The 18,761-nt window shown below is 58.1% G+C and carries 11 protein-coding genes and 4 pseudogenes; 9 read left to right on the top strand and 6 right to left on the bottom strand.

Going from position 1 to position 18,761, the window contains the following annotated elements:
* The first annotated feature begins 43 nt into the window (after positions 1-43).
* The 7 genes from ACM42_RS01815 (at position 44) to ACM42_RS01780 (ending at position 10,141) form a co-directional block, all read left to right on the top strand.
* Positions 44-241: a hypothetical protein gene (locus ACM42_RS01815; RefSeq protein ID WP_128948121.1), complete on the top strand. Its 198-nt coding sequence runs from the start codon at positions 44-46 to the stop codon at positions 239-241.
* 1,931 nt (positions 242-2,172) lie between these two features.
* Positions 2,173-4,584 (top strand): 2-aminoethylphosphonate--pyruvate transaminase, encoded by a 2,412-nt coding sequence (locus ACM42_RS38440; protein ID WP_442868884.1) that lies wholly within the window; start codon positions 2,173-2,175, stop codon positions 4,582-4,584.
* A 31-nt stretch (positions 4,585-4,615) separates the two neighbouring features.
* Complete coding sequence (gene rtxC, locus ACM42_RS01800; RefSeq protein ID WP_271526419.1) at positions 4,616-5,674, top strand: dhydrorhizobitoxine desaturase; 1,059 nt, start codon at positions 4,616-4,618, stop codon at positions 5,672-5,674.
* A gap of 29 nt (positions 5,675-5,703) precedes the next feature.
* Positions 5,704-6,489 carry a gamma-glutamyl-gamma-aminobutyrate hydrolase family protein gene (locus tag ACM42_RS01795; protein WP_271526417.1) on the top strand — a complete coding sequence of 262 codons (786 nt, stop codon included), beginning with the start codon at positions 5,704-5,706 and terminating at the stop codon, positions 6,487-6,489.
* A gap of 129 nt (positions 6,490-6,618) precedes the next feature.
* Positions 6,619-7,521, top strand: a complete 903-nt coding sequence (locus tag ACM42_RS01790) for a DMT family transporter (RefSeq protein WP_271526416.1) — start codon at positions 6,619-6,621, stop codon at positions 7,519-7,521.
* Positions 7,518-8,804, top strand: a complete 1,287-nt coding sequence (locus tag ACM42_RS01785) for an ATP-grasp domain-containing protein (protein ID WP_271526415.1) — start codon at positions 7,518-7,520, stop codon at positions 8,802-8,804. Before ACM42_RS01790 ends, ACM42_RS01785 begins: the two co-directional genes overlap by 4 nt.
* Positions 8,804-10,141: a glutamine synthetase gene (locus ACM42_RS01780; RefSeq protein WP_271526414.1), complete on the top strand. Its 1,338-nt coding sequence runs from the start codon at positions 8,804-8,806 to the stop codon at positions 10,139-10,141. Before ACM42_RS01785 ends, ACM42_RS01780 begins: the two co-directional genes overlap by 1 nt.
* 528 nt (positions 10,142-10,669) lie before the next feature.
* On the opposite strand, the gene ACM42_RS01775 is transcribed toward ACM42_RS01780, so the two are convergent.
* Complete coding sequence (locus ACM42_RS01775; protein ID WP_271526413.1) at positions 10,670-11,011, bottom strand: hypothetical protein; 342 nt, start codon at positions 11,009-11,011, stop codon at positions 10,670-10,672.
* A 104-nt stretch (positions 11,012-11,115) separates the two neighbouring features.
* The gene (locus tag ACM42_RS01770) at positions 11,116-12,396 is read right to left on the bottom strand and encodes an outer membrane protein (RefSeq protein ID WP_271526412.1); all 1,281 of its coding nucleotides are present in this window, start codon (positions 12,394-12,396) and stop codon (positions 11,116-11,118) included.
* Positions 12,397-13,317: 921 nt separating this feature from the next.
* On the opposite strand from ACM42_RS01770, the pseudogene ACM42_RS01765 reads away from it, so the two are divergent.
* Positions 13,318-13,861, top strand: a pseudogene (locus tag ACM42_RS01765) (class I SAM-dependent methyltransferase); the annotation flags it as partial.
* A 309-nt stretch (positions 13,862-14,170) separates the two neighbouring features.
* Here the strand turns inward: ACM42_RS01765 and ACM42_RS01760 are convergent.
* The 3 genes and pseudogenes from ACM42_RS01760 to ACM42_RS01750 all read right to left on the bottom strand — a co-directional run.
* A pseudogene (locus ACM42_RS01760) lies at positions 14,171-14,389 on the bottom strand (SLOG family protein); the annotation flags it as partial.
* Positions 14,383-14,487, bottom strand: a pseudogene (locus ACM42_RS01755) (transposase); the annotation flags it as partial. The pseudogenes ACM42_RS01760 and ACM42_RS01755, both read right to left, overlap by 7 nt.
* Positions 14,488-14,578: 91 nt before the next feature.
* Positions 14,579-16,972, bottom strand: a complete 2,394-nt coding sequence (locus tag ACM42_RS01750) for a DUF5695 domain-containing protein (protein WP_271526411.1) — start codon at positions 16,970-16,972, stop codon at positions 14,579-14,581.
* A gap of 733 nt (positions 16,973-17,705) precedes the next feature.
* On the opposite strand from ACM42_RS01750, the pseudogene ACM42_RS01745 reads away from it, so the two are divergent.
* A pseudogene (locus ACM42_RS01745) lies at positions 17,706-17,983 on the top strand (transposase); the annotation flags it as partial.
* A gap of 473 nt (positions 17,984-18,456) precedes the next feature.
* Here ACM42_RS01745 and ACM42_RS01740 read toward each other — a convergent pair.
* Complete coding sequence (locus ACM42_RS01740; RefSeq protein ID WP_271526410.1) at positions 18,457-18,759, bottom strand: hypothetical protein; 303 nt, start codon at positions 18,757-18,759, stop codon at positions 18,457-18,459.
* Positions 18,760-18,761: the final 2 nt, after the last annotated feature.

Below are 18,761 nucleotides of genomic sequence, written 5' to 3'. Positions count from 1 at the left end.
GAGGCGGGGCCTGCGACCGAACTTTTCGCTCTAAAGGAACAAAATGGTCGCACCAACTCGTGTGCTGCCAGCTTCCGGTTTTGTGCTCGAGGTGGATGGTCAATTCAAAACCGAGTACGCGAGCAAAGATGGAGCATGGTCAAAAGCCGAGGAGCTCAAGAGACGCCGTCCCATGCTGCAGGTCGAAATTTACGACGCGGTGAGAAAGGCCAGAGAGGAAGTCCGTCTTCCGCCAGGTTGAATTTTCGCTTGACACTTTTTGCTGCGCGTGCGGCCACGCAGAGCTCCGTTCAAAGCCGAGCCGGGGGCCGCGACTCGGCCAGCTTTAACCTCCGCGCAGTACGAAGCTCGTACCGCGAGTTCCGGGGGGCTGGCTATTCGGCGAGCCTGCGCTTACTCCCGGCATATTGATCAATCTAAACCGAGCAATCGGTCACGATCCATCCTGTCGCGGTGATGGTAACGTCCGAGAAGCTTACTTCCTATTGGCCGCCGCTCGTGGGCGAACACCATCGGCGTACGCTCCGCACCTTCGTGTCGCGAGGCAACGCTGCCGCGAACATCAGCCATCCTGAGCTACGGAGCTCCTGCCGCGTGTTTGGGGCATGCTTCATTCCGCCTTCCATCGTGTCGCCATGAAGGCGGCCATGGCACGGCCGAACCCTTGGCAAGCGACTAAGACTGATCTCTTGATAATCCGCTCTGGTCAACCGTCAACGTGCTCGACCGCGCTGTAGACGGCGTCGGACGCGAGCTCGCATCAACGAGCGGCCCCTGGAGACGAGAAGAGAGCAGAACGACTCGGAAGTGCGGCTTGCGTCAAACCAGAGTGTCTCATCCGCGAGGTACTGGCGCGGACCGGGTGCTGGCGATGCGCGGAACTCCTGCCCGCCGGCTCACGGTTTGGAGCCGCAGTAAACTACGGCATGCTGGCTGCCGCCATGATCTCTTGATGAGACGTCTCGCGGCGAAGCTGCGTGTAGTACCGAGAGATGCTGCCAACCTAGTGATCGCTTTCAAGATGCGCCGGACTCGGCTTGACGTACTCCTAGCAATTCAGGACGAGATGTTCTGTGTCACGCCGCTCGCCGAAAGGTCTCGACTGATCCTTGCTGACCGGGCAGCGATCCAAGATCGCTCAACCGCTTCTGGTCGGACTCGGCCGCAGGCTGCGAAGGCTGCTCCATTCGAGCGCAATGACGTAACACAACAGCTAAGCCAGAAGGTGCAAGCTTTCGGGCGCCGCATCCAGGAGGATCTCGCCGGAACCGAGGAGAAACTCCGTACTTCCATATGGCGCTTTCGCCAGGATCGTCCGTAAACGAAACGATCAGCCCTCACTTCGCTGCAGGAATCTCGCTCGCAGGCGGAATGCTTACGATAGATCCAAATTGAACTCTCAAAGTAGCGAACCCTCGCTGTGGATCCTCCGTACTCCGCTGCCTGCGTCGGCTTGTCGCTGCCAAATGGGAGCACGTGACGAAAAATTCGCGCGAGAAAAACGCCGGAGAGGGTTGAAACGCCCGTAACGTCAAGTTGTACGATCTCAGAAATCGCCAACACGGTCATTAGCGTCACAAATCCTCCAACGAGCGACGGAGTGCAAATGTATCAAGTCCCAAGCAAACGCATTGGACTTCCGCCGCGAACGACGATCATCGAGTGTGTGATGCTTAATCATCCGCGCGCGACGATCCCGGCTGCATCGCCTTTCTGGCGTAAAGCGCCTGGCTGGGCAGGCTCACACGTAAATCGTCGGCCAACTGGCGCTGCGTAGCGCAAGAAGGCGACCGCGCCCAAGCCTGCACATGGCGTGGCAGTTGGATGATAGCGTGTTCGGCGCCAGTTTGCGTCCGAGCGCTCGGTGCCAAAGGCTATTTGGAAGATCTGAAGGGCATCGACGGGGAGCTTTGTGAGGAATCGCTCTCCATCCGCGATGGAATATTGGAGGTTTGTCATCCGGCAGCCTTTTCGAGCGGCCGATGCCAAGCGCGCTCAATGGCGCTTCATTCGAAGCTGTTGACGAGGAAGGGGACGCGTGCGCCACGGGGGCTGCCCGGTGGGCGTGTTCCAGGTCATCAACGAATACAATGTAGGAGGAATGGTTTGACAAGACAGCGCTCTCTGCTGACGCCTGGTCCATTGTCGTTATCGCTGGCGGTGAGGAGCCAGATGCAGCTTGATCTCGCATCTCGCGATGACGAGTTCAAGGAGGTGACCGCCTGCATGAGGCGCCTGATGCTCAACTTGCTGGGAAATGCTGAGGACTATTCGGTGGTGCCTATTCAAGGGGGGGGCTCCTTTGCAATGGAGGCTGCCCTCTCTTCGTTCGTGTCCCGGGCCCACAGGCCGCTCGTCTGCGTAAACGGCATCTATGGCGAGCGCATTCTACAAATTTTGCGACTGTGGGGTATCGAAGCACTGAAGTTTGTCAAGCGCGCGACCGATCCTTTGGATCCGCAAGAAATCGGCGAGTATTTGAACCGAAATCCTGGCGTTACGCACCTATGCTTCGTGCATTGTGAGACGACAACCGGGATCGTCAATCCGCTGCACGAGATCGTGGAGGAGGCGAGGCGACGTGGCGTAAAGACCATCGTCGATGGGATGAGTTCCTTCGGCGCCCTTAATATCGACCTGAGCCAGCGTGGAGCTGACGTCCTGGTCACGTCGAGCAACAAGTGCATAGAAGGGCCGCCGGGAGTGGCGTTTGTCATCGCGGCCCGCGAGCTGCTGGAGAATGCCGTTCAAGAACCGAGGTCGTTTGTGCTCGACGTGAGAGATCAGTGGCTCTCGCTCGAGCGCACCGGTGAGTGGCGCTCGACCCCTCCCACCCACATCGTTCAGGCAACGACAAAGGCCCTGAAGATTCTGCACGAGGAGGGTATCGATGCCAGGCGCTGCAGGTACGAGAAGGTCAGGGGCGATCTCGTAAAAGAACTCGAAGGACTGGTGTCTCCGCTCCTTTCCGCGGACTTGCAGTCGCCGGTTTGCGTCGCGTTCAGTGCGCCGTCGGGAATTGTGGACCAGGCAGGTTTCGATGGGCTTTATCGCCATTTGGCGGCCCACAACCTATACATCTACTCAAAGCTGCATCTTGCGACGCGTAGCTTTCGGGTCGGTTGCATTGGGGAAATCCAATCCAGCTGGATTGAGCAGTTGGGATGCGCTTTTCGTACATATTTCCGATCCGGTCAGGCTCGGTTAGCAAGGCCCATGTCGGGCCAAGAGGCGTGCGGGGCTGGCTTAAAGATGCCGGCTCGAGCGGCTGCGGACCCGCGGCTGCCGTTTTCGGCCGAGACTGCTGCTCTGCATGCGGGCTATCGGCGAGACCCGGTGACGAAAGCCGTCGCAGTGCCGATTTACCAGAATACAGCTTATGAACTCGATGGCGATCTAAACCACATCGCTGACGTCTACAACGTCAAGGCCGATGGGTTCACCTACACAAGGATCATCAATCCAACGACCCGCGCGCTGGAAAGGCGCTACGCCGCCGTCGATATGGGAAGCGATTCGCTCGCCGTTGCGTCAGGTCAAGCAGCGACGTTCCTTGCTATCGTCAACCTGTCAAGTGGCGAAGTGGGGGACAATGTCGTCGCCTCTCCGTATCTATATGGCAATACCTGGAACCTGCTCCACAACACATTAAAGCGTCTTGGGATCAGCGTGAGGACGGCTGATCCTCGAAGGCCCGAGACGTTTGAACGTGCCATTGATGATCGCACGATATGCCTGTTCGGAGAGGTGATCTCGAATCCTTGTCTGATTCCGCTCCCCGTCAAACAGCTGGCCGAGATCGGCCGAAAGTACGGCGTGCCTCTGGTCGTGGACAATACGACCACGCCACTGGTATGCCGGCCGTCAGATCTTGGCGCTGCCATTACGACGTACTCCGCAACGAAATATATATGCGGCCACGGCACGACGCTTGGTGGACTGATCGTTGACAACGGCGAGTTTAGCTATCGGGGAGCCTCTCGCTTTCCCTTGTTCAACCGTCCCGACGATGCGCATGGCGGAATTGTTTGGCATAATGCGGTGTGCGATGTCGACGATCTTGGAAAGAGCGAGTTTCTTCTCAAGGCTCGCATGACCTGGTTGCGCGATACCGGCGCAGCCATCGCCCCGTTTGCGAGCTTTCAACTGATCCAAGGGCTTGAAACGCTGCCGCTCCGCATGAAGCAGCACTGCGCAAATGCCAGGATCGTCGCCGGCGCTCTCAAGGAGCATCCTAAAGTGCGTCGCGTCTTTTACCCGGGGCTCTTCGAAGGCGCCGATCGGGAAATCGTCGAGCAGACACTCGACACCGCATACGGACACGGGGCGATGGTCATGTTCGAAGTGGAAGATGAACTGGCCGGGCGCAAGTTCATCCAGAACGTTGACTTGATGTATCACGTTTCGAATGTAGGCGACGCCCGCACGCTCGTGACCCATCCTGTCTCGACGACCCACACCACCGTCCCGCGGGAAAAGCGCGAAGCCGCCGGCATATTTGGCGGCTCGATCCGGCTTTGCGTCGGCATCGAAGATGTCAACGACATCCTGCGCGATCTGGACAAGGCGCTTTCCGCAATCTGACAACCTGCAAGGCGATCAGGAGGAGGTTCTCATGAATCAGGCAGACGCTTGGAAATTGAGGTCATCACGCTATGAGGCCGTTCAATTCAGCCGAGAAATCAATAGGCAGCTATCCGAGCTGAGGCCCGACAACATAACGGGAGCGGCTTATATTGCCAAAGATTACGCTGTCATCACAGCGTGTACGCTCGCGACTGTGTCGGTCTCATGGTGGTTCTACCCGCTCGCCGTCCTTCTGATTGGCGCCTATCAGCGCGGATTGACAACCATCGCTCATGATGCGGCTCACCGCACGCTCGCGAAGAACACGACCTGGAACTACGTCCTGGGCATTCTGTTCGCTTCCTATCCCTTGTTCCAGCGCCACTGGGCCTACCGGATCTCGCACGTCTATTTGCATCATCCGTATCTCGGAGATCCGGACAAGGATCCCGACCTGAAGTTCTTCCTGGCCAGCGGGGTTTACAACGTGCAGCCTCCGGAGCGGTACGCTTTCAACATGATCTGGAAGCCGATCTTTGGCGGCGCGACAGTGGCGTATCTGAAGTATCTTTGGGTCAATCGATTTTCGATCACAGAAGTCGAGGATCAGAGCCGCTCAGGCATACTTATCGACAAGTATGGCTTCTATCTCTTCTGGATCAGCATCCTGGCCGGGTCATATGCTGTTGGGCTGCTCCATATCGTCGTCCTGTTTTGGATCGTGCCCTATCTCACCACGTTTCAGGTCCTCGGATGGTTTATCGAGCTAGCCGAGCACTCACCTATGTGCGAAACCGAGACGCAGAACGTCTATCTCACCAGGAATCGGAAAGGAAATTTTCTCGAGCGGGCTATCCTCGGACAGAATCTGGATGAGTACCACCTTGAGCATCACCTTTCGCCGGGGATCCCGTTTTGGCTGTTGCGTAAAGCTCAGAAAATCCGAATGCAGGATCCGAACTATGCGAAGGTTGCCGCGACCTGGGGTGGGCTCTTTGTCAAGGGACCTCAAGGTCAACCTAGCGTCATAGCTCAGTTAAAAGAGCGAAATCGACGCTTGTATGAGCAGTCCGTTGCCGAGGTTCGCGCGCGAGGGCAGGTCGCGTGACGTTGCTACGGCCAGAGAGCACCCGAGCCGTGGTCGGCGTCACTTCGAACCGTCTTCTGGTCGATGGTGTGCATCGCGACTGGTTGCGGCGCAAGTACTTGCAGGCACTCAATCGTCATGCGGGAGTGGCTTGCGTCATATTGCCGACGGTCGACGCCGAGGATGCGGGGGAGGAGGTCGCCCCGGCGATCATGCGCCGGCTCGATGGCTTGGTGTTGACAGGTGATGAATCCAACGTCGACCCCGCCGTCCTGAGAGCGCCTGCGTCCCTGACGCAGGCTGATCGGCAGGACGTTGAGATTGGGATCCTTGACCGTCCGCGGGACAGGCTCTCTGCCGTAACTATAGCGAGCGCCATCGCACTCGGAATGCCTATTCTGGGCATCTGCCGTGGGCTTCAGGAACTCAACGTCTATTTCGGCGGCACGCTCCGCTCATCGCTTGCGGAGTGGAGGCCGGAAAGTGGCGCGATGCATGCCGAGAAGCCAGATCGTCCAAGAGACCGTCAGTACGACGCCGCGCACGGCGTCACGATATGTTCCGATGGCGCGCTCTTTCCAATCGCGCGGACGATCGAAGCGCAAGTCAACTCGCTGCACAATCAAGGCATCGAGGCGCTTGCCCCGGCGCTGAGGCGGGAGGCGTGGGCGCCTGACGGTTTGGTCGAGGCGGCTTCAGTCATTGGCGCCCCGACCCTCCAAATCGGTGTGCAATGGCACCCCGAATGGCACGCCTCAACCGATCTCCTCAGCAAGCAACTATTCAAGGCATTTGGAGAGGCGTGTGTTCGATACTACCGAACTAAGAAGAACTAGAGGCGGGTTGTGACATTTCAAACCAAACGTGGTCCGTGCACGTCGAAGGGACACTCCCTCGGAGCCGATGCACGCCTCCAGTCCTGCGAGGGCCGTGCGCCGCCTCGCGGGCACAGGAATACTGGGCGATTGACGAATCGCTTCGCTCTGGGAGTTCTATTTGTAGCGCTCTATGTCGTCGTGAGCGCGGCAGGCGAGGTTTATGCGGCGTCGTATTTTCAGCAAGCGGATGTGTTCGTCGCGCTCCCGCTGTCCTTCGCTGTGGTTTGTCTGATGTTCAATCTCCTGGCTTGCCACCAGGGAGGCGAGGCAACGGTGGCGAAATGGTCGCTCCTGGTCTTCGTCGCGCTCAATATCGTGACAGCAATCAGCTGGATCGGCCTATTTATCGGACTGAAATACGCTGAACCTGCGATCGTCGTCGCCTTCATGGTGGCGCTGGGGCCCACCGCAACAGTGTGGTTAAACGCACTGATCAGGCGCCAGGGTGCCCCTCCAGCATCTGATATTGTCGTGAGCGTTACGATCGCAACGATCGGGAGCTACATGATTTGGATCTCGGCCAGCGGCAACGCAGGCGTGGAGTGGGGAACTCGATCGTCCTTTGGCATCGTCTTGGCAATCGTGGCCGGCCTATCGCTGGCCCTTACAAATATACTTGTCAAACTTCTGTTCGACCATGGGTTTTCTGGCCGACAAGTCCTGGCGCATCGCTTTTATGGAACGATTCTCTTGCTGCTGGGACTGGTCGATCATTCATCTATCGCGCCTGAGATCTCGCAGCATTGGTTTGCGATCGCAGCAATTGGGCTGTCGACGATCATTGTTCCTTTGCTCTTGATCCAGCAGGGCATTCGTCGCGTAGAGCCCTTCACAGTCAACATGGTCCTGTCCACCGCCCCTATCATCACCTTTCTGTTCCAGTACTTCGATTCTCGTATCGTGCCTTCACTACACACGTTCATTGGAAATGCTCTCATTACGGCTGTCGCTGTCGGCAACATCTACTTGCAGTATCGGAGATCCGCATGAAAGAACGGAATTGTGTAATCGTAGACGCATACTCTACCGGCCGATACCTACCGGAAGAATTCAAGCGCTATGGAATTGGAACAGTGCATGTGATGTCGGCTGCACAGATACCGCCCATATTCCAATCGCATTTCAATGCGGATCTGTATGATGAACTCATTCGCCCCAGCGAGCGCATGGGATATGACGACATCGTTGATTATCATCTTCAGGCTCTCTATGGCCGGGAATTGGAGTTCGTTATCGCGGGCTGCGAGACCGGAGTTGAACTCGCCGATTCTTTGTCGGAGCGGCTTGGTTTACCATCAAATGGGACCGCGCTATCCGCTGCTCGGCGTGACAAAGCGCGATTGTCTTGCGCGCTGACCTCTGCAGGCGTGCGATCGATCAGACAAGTCGTGTCCGACAGTCCTGTAGAGATCGCGAGCTGGAAGCGTGAAGCGAAGTTCGATCAGATCGTGATCAAGCCTCTGAACAGTACGGGTACCGAGGATGTATTCTTTTGCTCGACAGATGCTGATATTCAGCGGGCCATGAGCGCAATTGTCGGGAAGACGAACCGCGTCGGAGCGTTGAATCGTTTTGCCCTTGGGCAAGAGAAAATAAACGGCCAGCAATATACCGTAAACGCCGTCTCGATCGACGGGGAAGCCTTCGTTACGGAGGCCTGGACCTATGACACGGTTCCTGTTGAGAGGGCATCTTCGGTCTGCTCACTTGAGAGATTGTTGGGAGGCAGCGAACCAATCGTTCAGGAACTGTCCGACTACTTGGTGCGTGCGCTGCAGGCACTACAGATCGTCGACGGACCGGCTCATGCTGAGATCATCGTCGATCATCGGGGACCGGTTCTGGTGGACTTCGGAGCGAGGCTTCAAGGGACCATGTCGGCAAAAGCACGAACGATGGCGTTGGGGCACAACCATATGAGCCTGACGGCCTGGCGCTACGCAGATCCCAAGGGCTTTGGTGAATATATGAGGTCGCGCGGGCCTTACAAGCGACAGGCTCACGCACTTTGCGTCTCGCTGATCTCGGATATGGGCGGTGTCGTTGCCGGTTACCCGGGACTCGAAGCAATCCGCAAGCTCCCGAGCTTCGCGGATGCCATTGCATTCGTTCCGATTGGCCAAGAGCTAGTTCCCACGATCGACTTGGCGTCGACACCGGGCATCGTTTATCTCGTGAATAGCGACTTGACTCAGCTTGAGAATGACTATCGCAAGTTGCGAGCAATGCGGATGGACCAGGTGTTCGATTTAGTGATGCAGGATCGGGACTAATGCCAACTGATCCCAGGTTGACCGGAGCGAATCCAGCCCGCGCCGCGATGGTCGGCGTAAGCGACTTCGATGGCGTTCTGCGAGGCAAACACGTCTTAGGGGAAGATCTCTCGGATGGAGATAAAGTTATCAAGTTCTCTGAAGCGGTGCTGGCGTGGGATTGTACGGACCGGGTCATTCCGGCCAGTTTCACGCAAAAGCCGCTATCAGCGTTCGGTGATGCTAACCTGCGTATGCTGTCAGGCACCGGCCGTTCGGTGTCTCATCTTGGCGATCAATATCTCTACCTCGCGGAGTTCACGGGCGTACATGAGAACATCTGCCCCCGCGGCGTTCTGCGCAAGGTCCTAAGAAGGGCTGCTGACCACGGATACGACTGCACTGCCGGGTTCGAGTTTGAATTTATGCTGTTTAAGGAGAACGCAGACACGATCGAAGAAAAGCCGTTCGGCGAATGGGCTCCTTTTACGCGCGGCCCGTTCGGCTACTCGATTGCGCGATCTGTCGCGCAACATGAGCTGTTCGATGAGATCTTGGCGCTTTGTGAGAAGGCTAGAATACCTCTCAGCGGACTACATTTTGAAACGGGACCAGGCGTGGTCGAAGCGTCACTTCGTCATTGTGATGCGTTGGAAGCTGCCGATCGAGCAACCATATTCAAGTCGATGATAAAAGGCTGGGCGCAAACGCGAGGCATGATGGCTACATTCATGGCCAAGGTTTCCGAGAAATGGCCCGGCCAGTCCGGCCATATTCACATCTCGATGTCCTCGGATGGTCAAAATGCGTTTTACGACGGTGATGCGTTCGGCAACCTCTCCGATCTTATGAGGCAATTCATCGCCGGACAACTAGAATACATGAATGAGTTCTGTGTGCTCGCTGCGCCGAACTTCAACAGCTACAAGAGATTGGTACCTGGCTCCTGGGCACCAATCTGCCCAAGCTGGGGAGTTGACAACCGCTCCTGCGCGGTTCGCGCCATTCCGGGAGAGCCATCTGCCCATCGCCTGGAGTATAGGCTGCCTGGCGCAGACGTGAACCCATATCTCGCGCTCGCATGTGCGATCGGTTCGGGAATATTGGGCGTCGAGACAGGTCCGCCACTACCGGCTTCGATCATTGGTGATGCAAGCGCGGAAATGTGTCGTCCGTCGGCGAGACTGCCTCAAAGCCTATCAGAGGCAACATCTCGTTTTGCACGGTCTGCAGCGGCCAGTGATGTCTTCGGAGAAAGGTTTGTTGAAGCATTTTCTTGCTCGCGCCGTTGGGAGTGGGAAGCCGTTCAACATCGGGTCACCGACTTTGAACGTCGGAGATACTTCGAGATCATTTAGCTTGAGCTCTTCAGTTCTGAAGATCATTCTTCTGGCCGGTGCCGGCGGGGCTACTGTGGCGGTCTGTGCCGCTGATGTTGGACTTCATACAGAGCAGATGTGCGTTACTCGTTAAGTGAGGACCTTGGGAACGCTGATGAGGTCTGCTGTTATCTGCTCTATGACAACCGCGATTGCTCCTTGCGATGCTAGGACAATCTTGCTCGCCGTCAGGCAGAAACTCCACTTGTCGCCCTGTCCAAATCCGAAGTCGGCTCTGTATGCAGCCGGGCGCCGTCGAAACGTCTACCTGACACAGTGGCGCGCGTACTACGCCATGTCACAGCGCGCTACGTTACGGGCGCGATGTCATGGACCGAAGCGCACAATGCGCATGGTCTCGTTTTACAGAAACCATGCGCTCAAGATCGAAATGCTCGGACTGCATAAGGCCCGCGACCGGTAAGGACATGGCTAATGATCCTTGCTCGATGCGCGCCATTTCTTAGTGTCGAAGACGCCCGGCGCTTGGCTTGAGGTGTGATCTTTTCAATCAAACTTATAGGACGCCTGAAAGAACGTACCCCAGCGCTCCATGCTGAACTTCGAAAACTGAGTATCGCTGATCTTTCCGGGGCCACCACAGCCTGTGCATCTCACTTCGCTGTCCTTTCTAGTCCACATTGCCCAATAGCGCCCGCCGACGCCGACGCTGAAGTTCTTGGTGATGAAGTATGACAATACGCCTTCCACCTGGACGCCGCCGCCACCATTGCCGCGCTGTTCAGCGAAGGTGGTCACGTCGCGCAAGAGATGGTTGTCACGCCCCTTGAAATCGGTCCAGGGCAGGTAGGCGATGTCCGTGCTCAGACGCCAGCGCTCGCTGAGCATGGTTTCGGCACTTAGGCCGACCCGAGGTGCATTCCACTGAGTATTCTGGCTGCCAACGATCCTGTCGCCTCTCGCAAGACATGGCCTTCGGGGGTTAACCGTTTCTACGCATCCGGTCGAGTCGGAGCTCTGGTCGCAATAGGCCAACCGATAAATCCCCCAACCTTGTAGTTAGCGCCGCGAAGGAAATCGTAACCCGCATCGGCGGTGTAATAGCTGAACCTCCCGTTTGCTTGGTCTGATACCGAGTTGACGTAGGGCAGCGTTATCGTTCCCGAGCGGAGGCTCCAATCTTCATCGTTTTCGTTTCCTCTATCGAAGCGCCCAAGGCCAATGTTGCCCTTCAGGAACACTCCCCACGGGCTGTCGGCACGGCCAAATAGCTCCCCGGAAAGTCCGTCCAGGCCGTGGTAGGTGAGCCTTGATACAAGAATGTTAGGATCTATAGTACCGATGCCGCCGGGCGCACCGCGCAAACCGCTGGCGTTCCATTGGAATCGTCCCCGGCTGAGCCAGAGCCGGGAGCCCCCTTCGAATGACCAATCGGCCGTGTAAGCAATCGGCGGCGTACCGGCGGGTTCTTTCGCGTACAGCGGCACATAGGACCATTGCGCCGTCCATGGGTCGGCGCCAAAATGGTAATTCAAACCGATCTTTCCGATGTGATAGTTGCTGGATGGGCTCGTTGTGTTCGCCGGAACAATTGCGAACGGCGGACCCTGCTCCGTCGGAGGTGTCGCGACACTCGGGCCGCCGAAATTCAGATAGTCATACTCAGCTGTGACCGACCATGCGGGCGTAAGCGCTTGCTCGAGGCCCAGCCCGATGATGCCGCCGATGCGACCGTAGCCAAAATGGGTTTTCTCCTGTGGCAATAGGCCCCACTCGTAGTTATTGACGACGTCGCCCCGATTGTTTTGCCAAGCCACGCCTCCCTTGAGATAGGCCAGTGTGCCACCCGACGCGCCAAACGTGTAACCGACACGACCGGTCGCGGTGGCAAAGACGTTCGGACCTGCCTTGCAGTTTGCACTCACGACAAAGCCGGACGACGCGAGGCAGGTATTTGTGCCGTCGGACACAGCACCGCTGGCATCGAGTTCGACGCCAAACACCCAGCCGTTCTTCTGCCAATTGTAGCCGATCTGGCCACCTGCGAGGAACGTCGGCGTATCGACGATGCCGCCATAGATTGACGGGCCGTAGGGATTGCTGAAGGAGGTTTGGCCGTACCCGCCGCCGACGTGTCCGCCAATATAGCCTCCGGACCAATTCCACACCGCCGGTGGCAGTTTCACTTCCGGCTCAAAGTCTGCCGCATTGCCGGCACCACTTGCGACGAGCGCAATTGTCGTGGCCCCCAAAAGAAGAACTCCAGATCGCATTCAACACGTCCCCTGCATTTTCTCGGTCCATAACCGAGCGTCCATAAGCTATCGCCGCAGCAAACCGTCGGGTCGGAGCAGACGCTAACAGCGACAGGCGCCGAATCCGTCCCGAAGACCATCGCACTGCGGTTGGTGATGATGCCGCAAAGAGAGCAAGTCGCGTGCCGAATTGAATTCGCAGGCTTTGCAGGCACTTCGTCGCGGCGTGTATCGCCAAGTTGCTGACATTGTCTCAATACCGACAGCCGCGCGGCCACTGCCCAGCAATACTTGGCTAACGCGGTGTCATGGGCCGAAGCGCACGATGCGCCGGTCTCACTTTGGCTACCAGAAGCCTTGCTGCCTCAACAGATGGAAAGACAGTGCTGGAACGGCTGCGTCGCTTCGAAGATATTTGAGATCGATCTGTGCTCCCGAGCGGTCTCATCGAGAGCACTCTTCATTTTGACGCCGCTCTAGTCTTCAGACGATATCCTTGCCCCTGCGGGTTGGGGACGAGGCTCTCACAGGTCACTCCGGCGATTACGCGTTCTGGGTCACTCCACAGAGTATCGGTCCAAATCAATCAACGAACCCTTCGGCAAGTCTCTGCGCGAAGTGGCAAGGAATCCGTTGTCTCGCCTGGTCGTGGGTCTTGGACAGAAATACAATGCCCGGCGTTATCGTCGTGCGAAGTACAAATCGACCGATATTCAAGAACGACGACGCGAAGGTCACATTTTCTTCGAAAACCGCGTGCTAACTGTCGCTTGGTTGTCGCGGCCGGATGTACGCCGTGGCATCACGGGAGCCCCGGCTTTCATGCCGGGGTTTTTCGTTTTCGGCGCGAGAAGTCCGGCCAATTCAAGATGCCTTTTGTGTAGCTTGATTTGAGTAGGATCATGACGCCTCGCAGCCCACCGCGACAATTCTGTTTTGATCTGCAGGAACCGTCCGAGGCAGAGCGAAAGCCGAGTAGAGGCGCAGAATATTTACGACGATCCCGATTTCTTCGCTGGCTACAGCCAGTTGCCCGGACAGGTGCATGGGCTGGACGGCGCCCCTGAATGGCCCGCGATCCGGGCTATGCTGCCCGATCTGGGCGGGAAACGTGTCGTCGATCTGGGATGTGGCTTCGGCTGGGCCTCGCGCTGGATGCGCGAGCAGGGCGCGGCCTGGGTTCTGGGTCTGTCGCAAAACATGATCGAGCGTGGCCAGGAGAGACACAGCGGAACGGCCATCGAGTATCGCATCGCCGATCTCGACACGCTGGACCTACCTGAGACGGCTTTCGACCGCGCCTATAGCGCGCTGACCTTTCACTATATTCAGGAATTTGGCCGCCTCGTGCATGTGATCCGCAAAGGACTGGTTCCTGACGGGCATTTTGTCTTTACGATTGAGCATCCGATCCTCAAGGCATGCGGCGCATGCGCACTGGATTTCCGATGAGGAGGGCCGCAAAACTTGGCCGGTCAATCGATAAGCGCCATGGCGGCAGTCACGGGGCACGACTCGCATCTGGTGAGGAAGGCGCTCGCCATTGCCGTGTTGGCGATCGATCAGCTGCCGGGGCCGCTTAAATCGGCATCAGACCAAAGCGACATGAAGCCGCTGCTCGACGAAATGATCGAGAACGAGGCGGAGTTAGCGCACTATGCCCGTGCGGCGCGGATCGCCGTGATAGGCGAGCCGGACCGAAAGATGTTTTTGCGTAAAGGTGGCGATCCGCCTCTCCGGTTCATGTATATCACGCGTCGATGCGAAAGCGGCGCGATGCACCGCCCAACCTTCAGACCGGAATTCCCAGCTTCTTGGCCTTGTCGGCGAGATTGTCCTAGATTTCGCTGCCGGGGAAGTGCATCACGCCGATGGGTAGCGTCTCCAGGATCGCATCTTTGCGTTTGAACGGAGCGGCCCTGGCGTGCTTCGTCCAGTCGGGCTTGAAAGCGATCTGCGTGACCTTGCGGCTGTCGGCTCATTTAGCGGCGATCAACTCGGCGCCCCTGGGCCCGGCACGATCATGTGGATGTGCGGATGGTGGGTTATCGCCGAACCCGAGGTATGCAGCACCGCGGTGATGCGGATACGTGCGCCGAGATGCTCGGGATTTGGGGGGATGATCGTCATCGCCTCGGAAGCCGCGTGGAACAGCAGGCCATAAGTGCCGATCGCACCCCATAATCGGCAACACTAGAGTCTAGCGGCCCTGAACCCGCGGTAAGCGCGCCCCAGGCAAGCGGACGACGAGCTGGCCGTCCGTGATGTCGACGACTTCCGTGCGCTTTCTCCCGTCATCGTACCGCAATTCGAACGACACTCCCGATGCAGATGGGGCAAAGGGCTCAGGCGTAAGGCTGATCCACCCCTCCCCCAAATTCAGAATGATCGGTCGATCCGCCCGGAATCGGGCGTCGAGCAGCACCAAGTCCAATCGGAGAGACTGGAGCCGCACGTTGAGCCGTCGCCGCACGCCATCACGTGGCCAGATACGCAGGGTGTGAGCGAACGTCTCCGTGATGCCACCGTGACAAACCTGCCCAAAGATGGGATCGTCGGCAACGATCGTCGCAGCAGCGCGGACCGCCCCACAAAATCCCAGGTCGATCTCGCACGAGTAATACCACGATCCACGGTGATGCGGCTGACCGAGCCATGTGGTCCCGCTCGGCGCCGGCTCGAAGCCGCCACCGGCCGCGCCGTCATTCTCCTCGCCCGGATACCAATAGCCATGACCCGCCGACGCAGGGCCGCTGTTCAGCAAAGCCCACGCGCTGAGTTGTGACGCATAGCCGAGACGAAGGAGCGGATGTGGGTCATCTGCATCGTTAAGCGCATGATCAAGCAGCGCCCAGCCACCCATCTGCGCCATGTAAGTCAGCGTATAGGCGTCGCCCGCAGTGGCGCGATAATCGCTGCCCAGGTAGTAATAAGCAGGTTCCAGCCAGCCACGGCAGAACAGATTTGCAGCAATCTGACGCTCCGCGAAGGCACGCGCTGCCGCCTTCGAAACCCCCATGGCGACAGGGTCGTCAAGGGCCGAGCGCGCCAGTGCCTGAGTCGATTCGAAGGCTGTGGAATCGAACGGATATTCAGACGCGAACAGGTCCGCCTTCGGATCGACGAAGGCGCGCACCTTACGCGCCCAGTGCGCCTCCAACGTCGCCGCCTCGCGCGTCAAGCCCGCCGTCGTGAGCGCCGAGACCAGTTCGGGGATCACACATTCGTTGTAGAAGCCGGTGCGGTAGGCAGACCACATTACCACGCGCTTCGGCACCGTGAACATGGCCAGCGCCGTACCGTAGGCGCGTACCAAATAATCTCGTGCGCTCTGGCGGGTGGGTATCGCGGGATGGTCACGCGCGATGCGGTGCATGGCCAAATACATCGCGAAGATGTGCGGATAGTCATAAGGCCGCCAGATATGCAGGCGACCCTTTGGGCCGGGATCGCTGCTTTCCCTGTTCTGCTTCCAATCGGGTATGCCGTAGAGGCCGTAGGCGTATGCCTCCTGTGTGGTACGTTGCAGCCCGCCCCAGACGAACGTATCTATATACCGATCCAGCGCCGCCACTTCCGCCACATCAGGATGCTCGGCATTCTTGGTCGCGAGGTAAGCGGGCTTGCTCAGCCCGGGATCGTCGCACGTCACCTCGTAGATGCGCCAGCCCTTGATCCGGTCGTAATTGTCCGGGCCAAGCAGGACCTGGGTCTCCATATTCCACTCGCCAAACAAACCGTCGTACCATTTGGACGGGTTACGATGCTGCCGCTTCACGATGAAGTTTGCGCGCTTCTTCATCATCGTCTCGACGGGCTCGGTAGCGAAGAATTCAAGAAAGGTCTGGCGCGCACCCGGCTGGTGCAGGGTCAGCCGGTTCTCGCCCAATCGCGAAAAGCGAACCCGCCACAGGCGCCTGCCAGCCCGATCCGGCAACCGTTGTACCACCGTGTCGCCGGTAAATTCCGCTTCGATTCGCTCCACCGGAATGGAGGACGCGAGCGCGATGTCGACATGCAGGTCATTGGGAACCGTCATGCCCGGCATTACTTCCACGTCCACCAGACCGGCGTCCGCGATGGCCCTGCGCGCCGCTTCGTAATCGGCAACCCACTGGAAGCGGAGACGGTAGCGCCGTTGCTCGGCCGGCGGCAGGGACAGAGAATGGGTCGGCTGTCGCCAGCGAGTCCCGCCCGCCACTGACTCGCCGGCAGCCGCCCCGCCCAAGATGTAGGCGCACCACGTCCCACTGGCTTCGGCCGAATCGTTGTGGACATCCCAATATTCCAGTGACGTGTCCGCTTCCGGTAAGAGCATGAGGAAGGGACCGGTGCTGTTGCCGCGAATCCAGAAGATGTGCGATCCATGCCCTGAGACGAAGCTGTGCTTCAAAACCGCCAGCGATACCGGTTGCCCTGCCGGAAATTCGGTGTTCATCGGCATGGGCAAATAGAGGTCGCCAACCTCCACGCTCGCCTTGCCGTCGTTCCGCAGCATGATCTCCCACGTCAATCCAGCCTCGTCGACTGCGAGGCGGGTCGTGAGAAGGACGTCGGCATCGCGGGCTGCTAGTTCAAGGGCCGCGCTATGCATCGGCTTCGTTGCATCAACGCCGGTTCGAAGCGTATGCCACTCGGATCCGGCACGCCGAACTCTAGCGTGAGCCGTCCCCAGCGCGGCTCCAGGCAGAACATAATCCGTGTCATACACATCGTTACGATAACGCAAGGAGGTAATGCCGTCTTGTGTGCACCCAACGACGAAGGGAGAGTCGGCCGCCTTCAACACCATGGCAACCTTGCGCTGCGGCCGATTGGGTGTAGGCACCGTAACCCCCCCCGAAAAACGCGCTACCCAAGAAGCTACTGCCCAACAGCATCGTACGACGTTTATACGTACAGGCTTTAGATATGCCTTTAGTCTTCGTCATCAACCGTATCCGGTATCGCTCCATACGGATGATCAAGACGTGCCGTTTCCCGCCGTAAACGTCAACGCGACAAAGCGACATACGTTCTCAAGTGCCCAGCGTTCGGTTGGCACCGCTTCGTCACCATCGGCCCTCACGGTGCCCTTGGACACCAGAGCTCGCTCGCAAGGAGGCCAAGCTGCTCTTGGGCCTAGTTGCCATGGCAAAGACCCAGTCGACGACAAAGTCACGGCGCGCCTGAGGCATTCGGCCGAGCGCTGCCCATCGACATTGCGCGGCTTCCACTGCCGGCTCACTACTGCGTAGTCTTACTGAATCAGAGTGTCGCGGCTTTTACCGAGAAGATTCATACATATTTGAGAAGACTCATCTTTTTCAGCATGCTGAGAGGCTGAGATGCGTCTGGCAAGATGGGGGGACGTCGCGTCGAGGTTTTCGGCATATGTTGAGGGTCTTACGAGCGTGATCGGGCACGCAGGCCGAGCCAAACCGCTTCGCGATTACTGTACCGGTCTGATGATGCCTTGCGATCGTAAGAGTGTCGAGCCGATGGCGGCCATCACGGCTCCTGGGAGCGGACAGCAGCGCAACACCAGTCGTTGTTACATTCTGTCGGTCAAGGCGACTGGTCGGACCAGCAAGTGTTGGCCAAGGACCGTGAGTTAGTGCCGCCGCTCTTCCGCAATCGCGACTCCGTGTACCTGACGCTTTTGGTATTTGCGGTTGTTCTTCTATTATATGGGGCGATGGCTGTGGTCGAGCGTATTCGGCTGCTGAGGAATGTTGGCAAGGTCGATTCCGTCAACGCGGGAGGGCAGCTCCCGTTCTCCAAGATTACACTGGTATTCGCCGAAAACGGCCGCGGTAAGACAACGCTGGCGGCCGTTCTCCGATCTCTGGGAGACGGGAATCCCGTATACATTACGGAGCGCAAGCGTCTCACCGCAACTCACAATCCGCACATCGTCGTAAGCATTGCGAACGGGGCGTCCTGCGACTCCAAAATGAAGCGTAGTCCGCAACGCTCCCCGAGACAGCGATTTTTTACGACGCATTCGTCGCTCAAAATGTGTGCTCCGGTATCGATATTGAATCTGGTCATCGACAGAACCTGCATGAGCTCATTCTTGGATCGCAAGGCGTGAACTTAAACGCTGCCGTGCAAGCACATGCCGCCAAGATTGAGGAGCATATTCGCGAGCTCCGCGCTCGCGAGGGCGCCATTCCGGCAGCAGCGCGAGGCAGGCTGAGCGTCGACGACTTCTGTGCCCTCAAAGAAATCACCAAATATTGCCGATGCGGTTGCAGAGGCAACCGCGCGCTCTCTGCCGCGCAATCGTCTGATGCTGTGCGACGTCACCACGACTTTCACGAGATTGGCCTGCCGACTTTCGATGTCGACGAAATCAACACTCTCTTGGGCCGAAATCTTCCCGACCTGGAAGCTCACGC

The organism is Bradyrhizobium sp. CCBAU 25338 (assembly GCF_028128965.1).
Taxonomy (GTDB): domain Bacteria; phylum Pseudomonadota; class Alphaproteobacteria; order Rhizobiales; family Xanthobacteraceae; genus Bradyrhizobium; species Bradyrhizobium liaoningense.
Note: the sequence above shows the minus strand (reverse complement) of the source record. Positions and strands in the feature narration are given on the sequence as shown.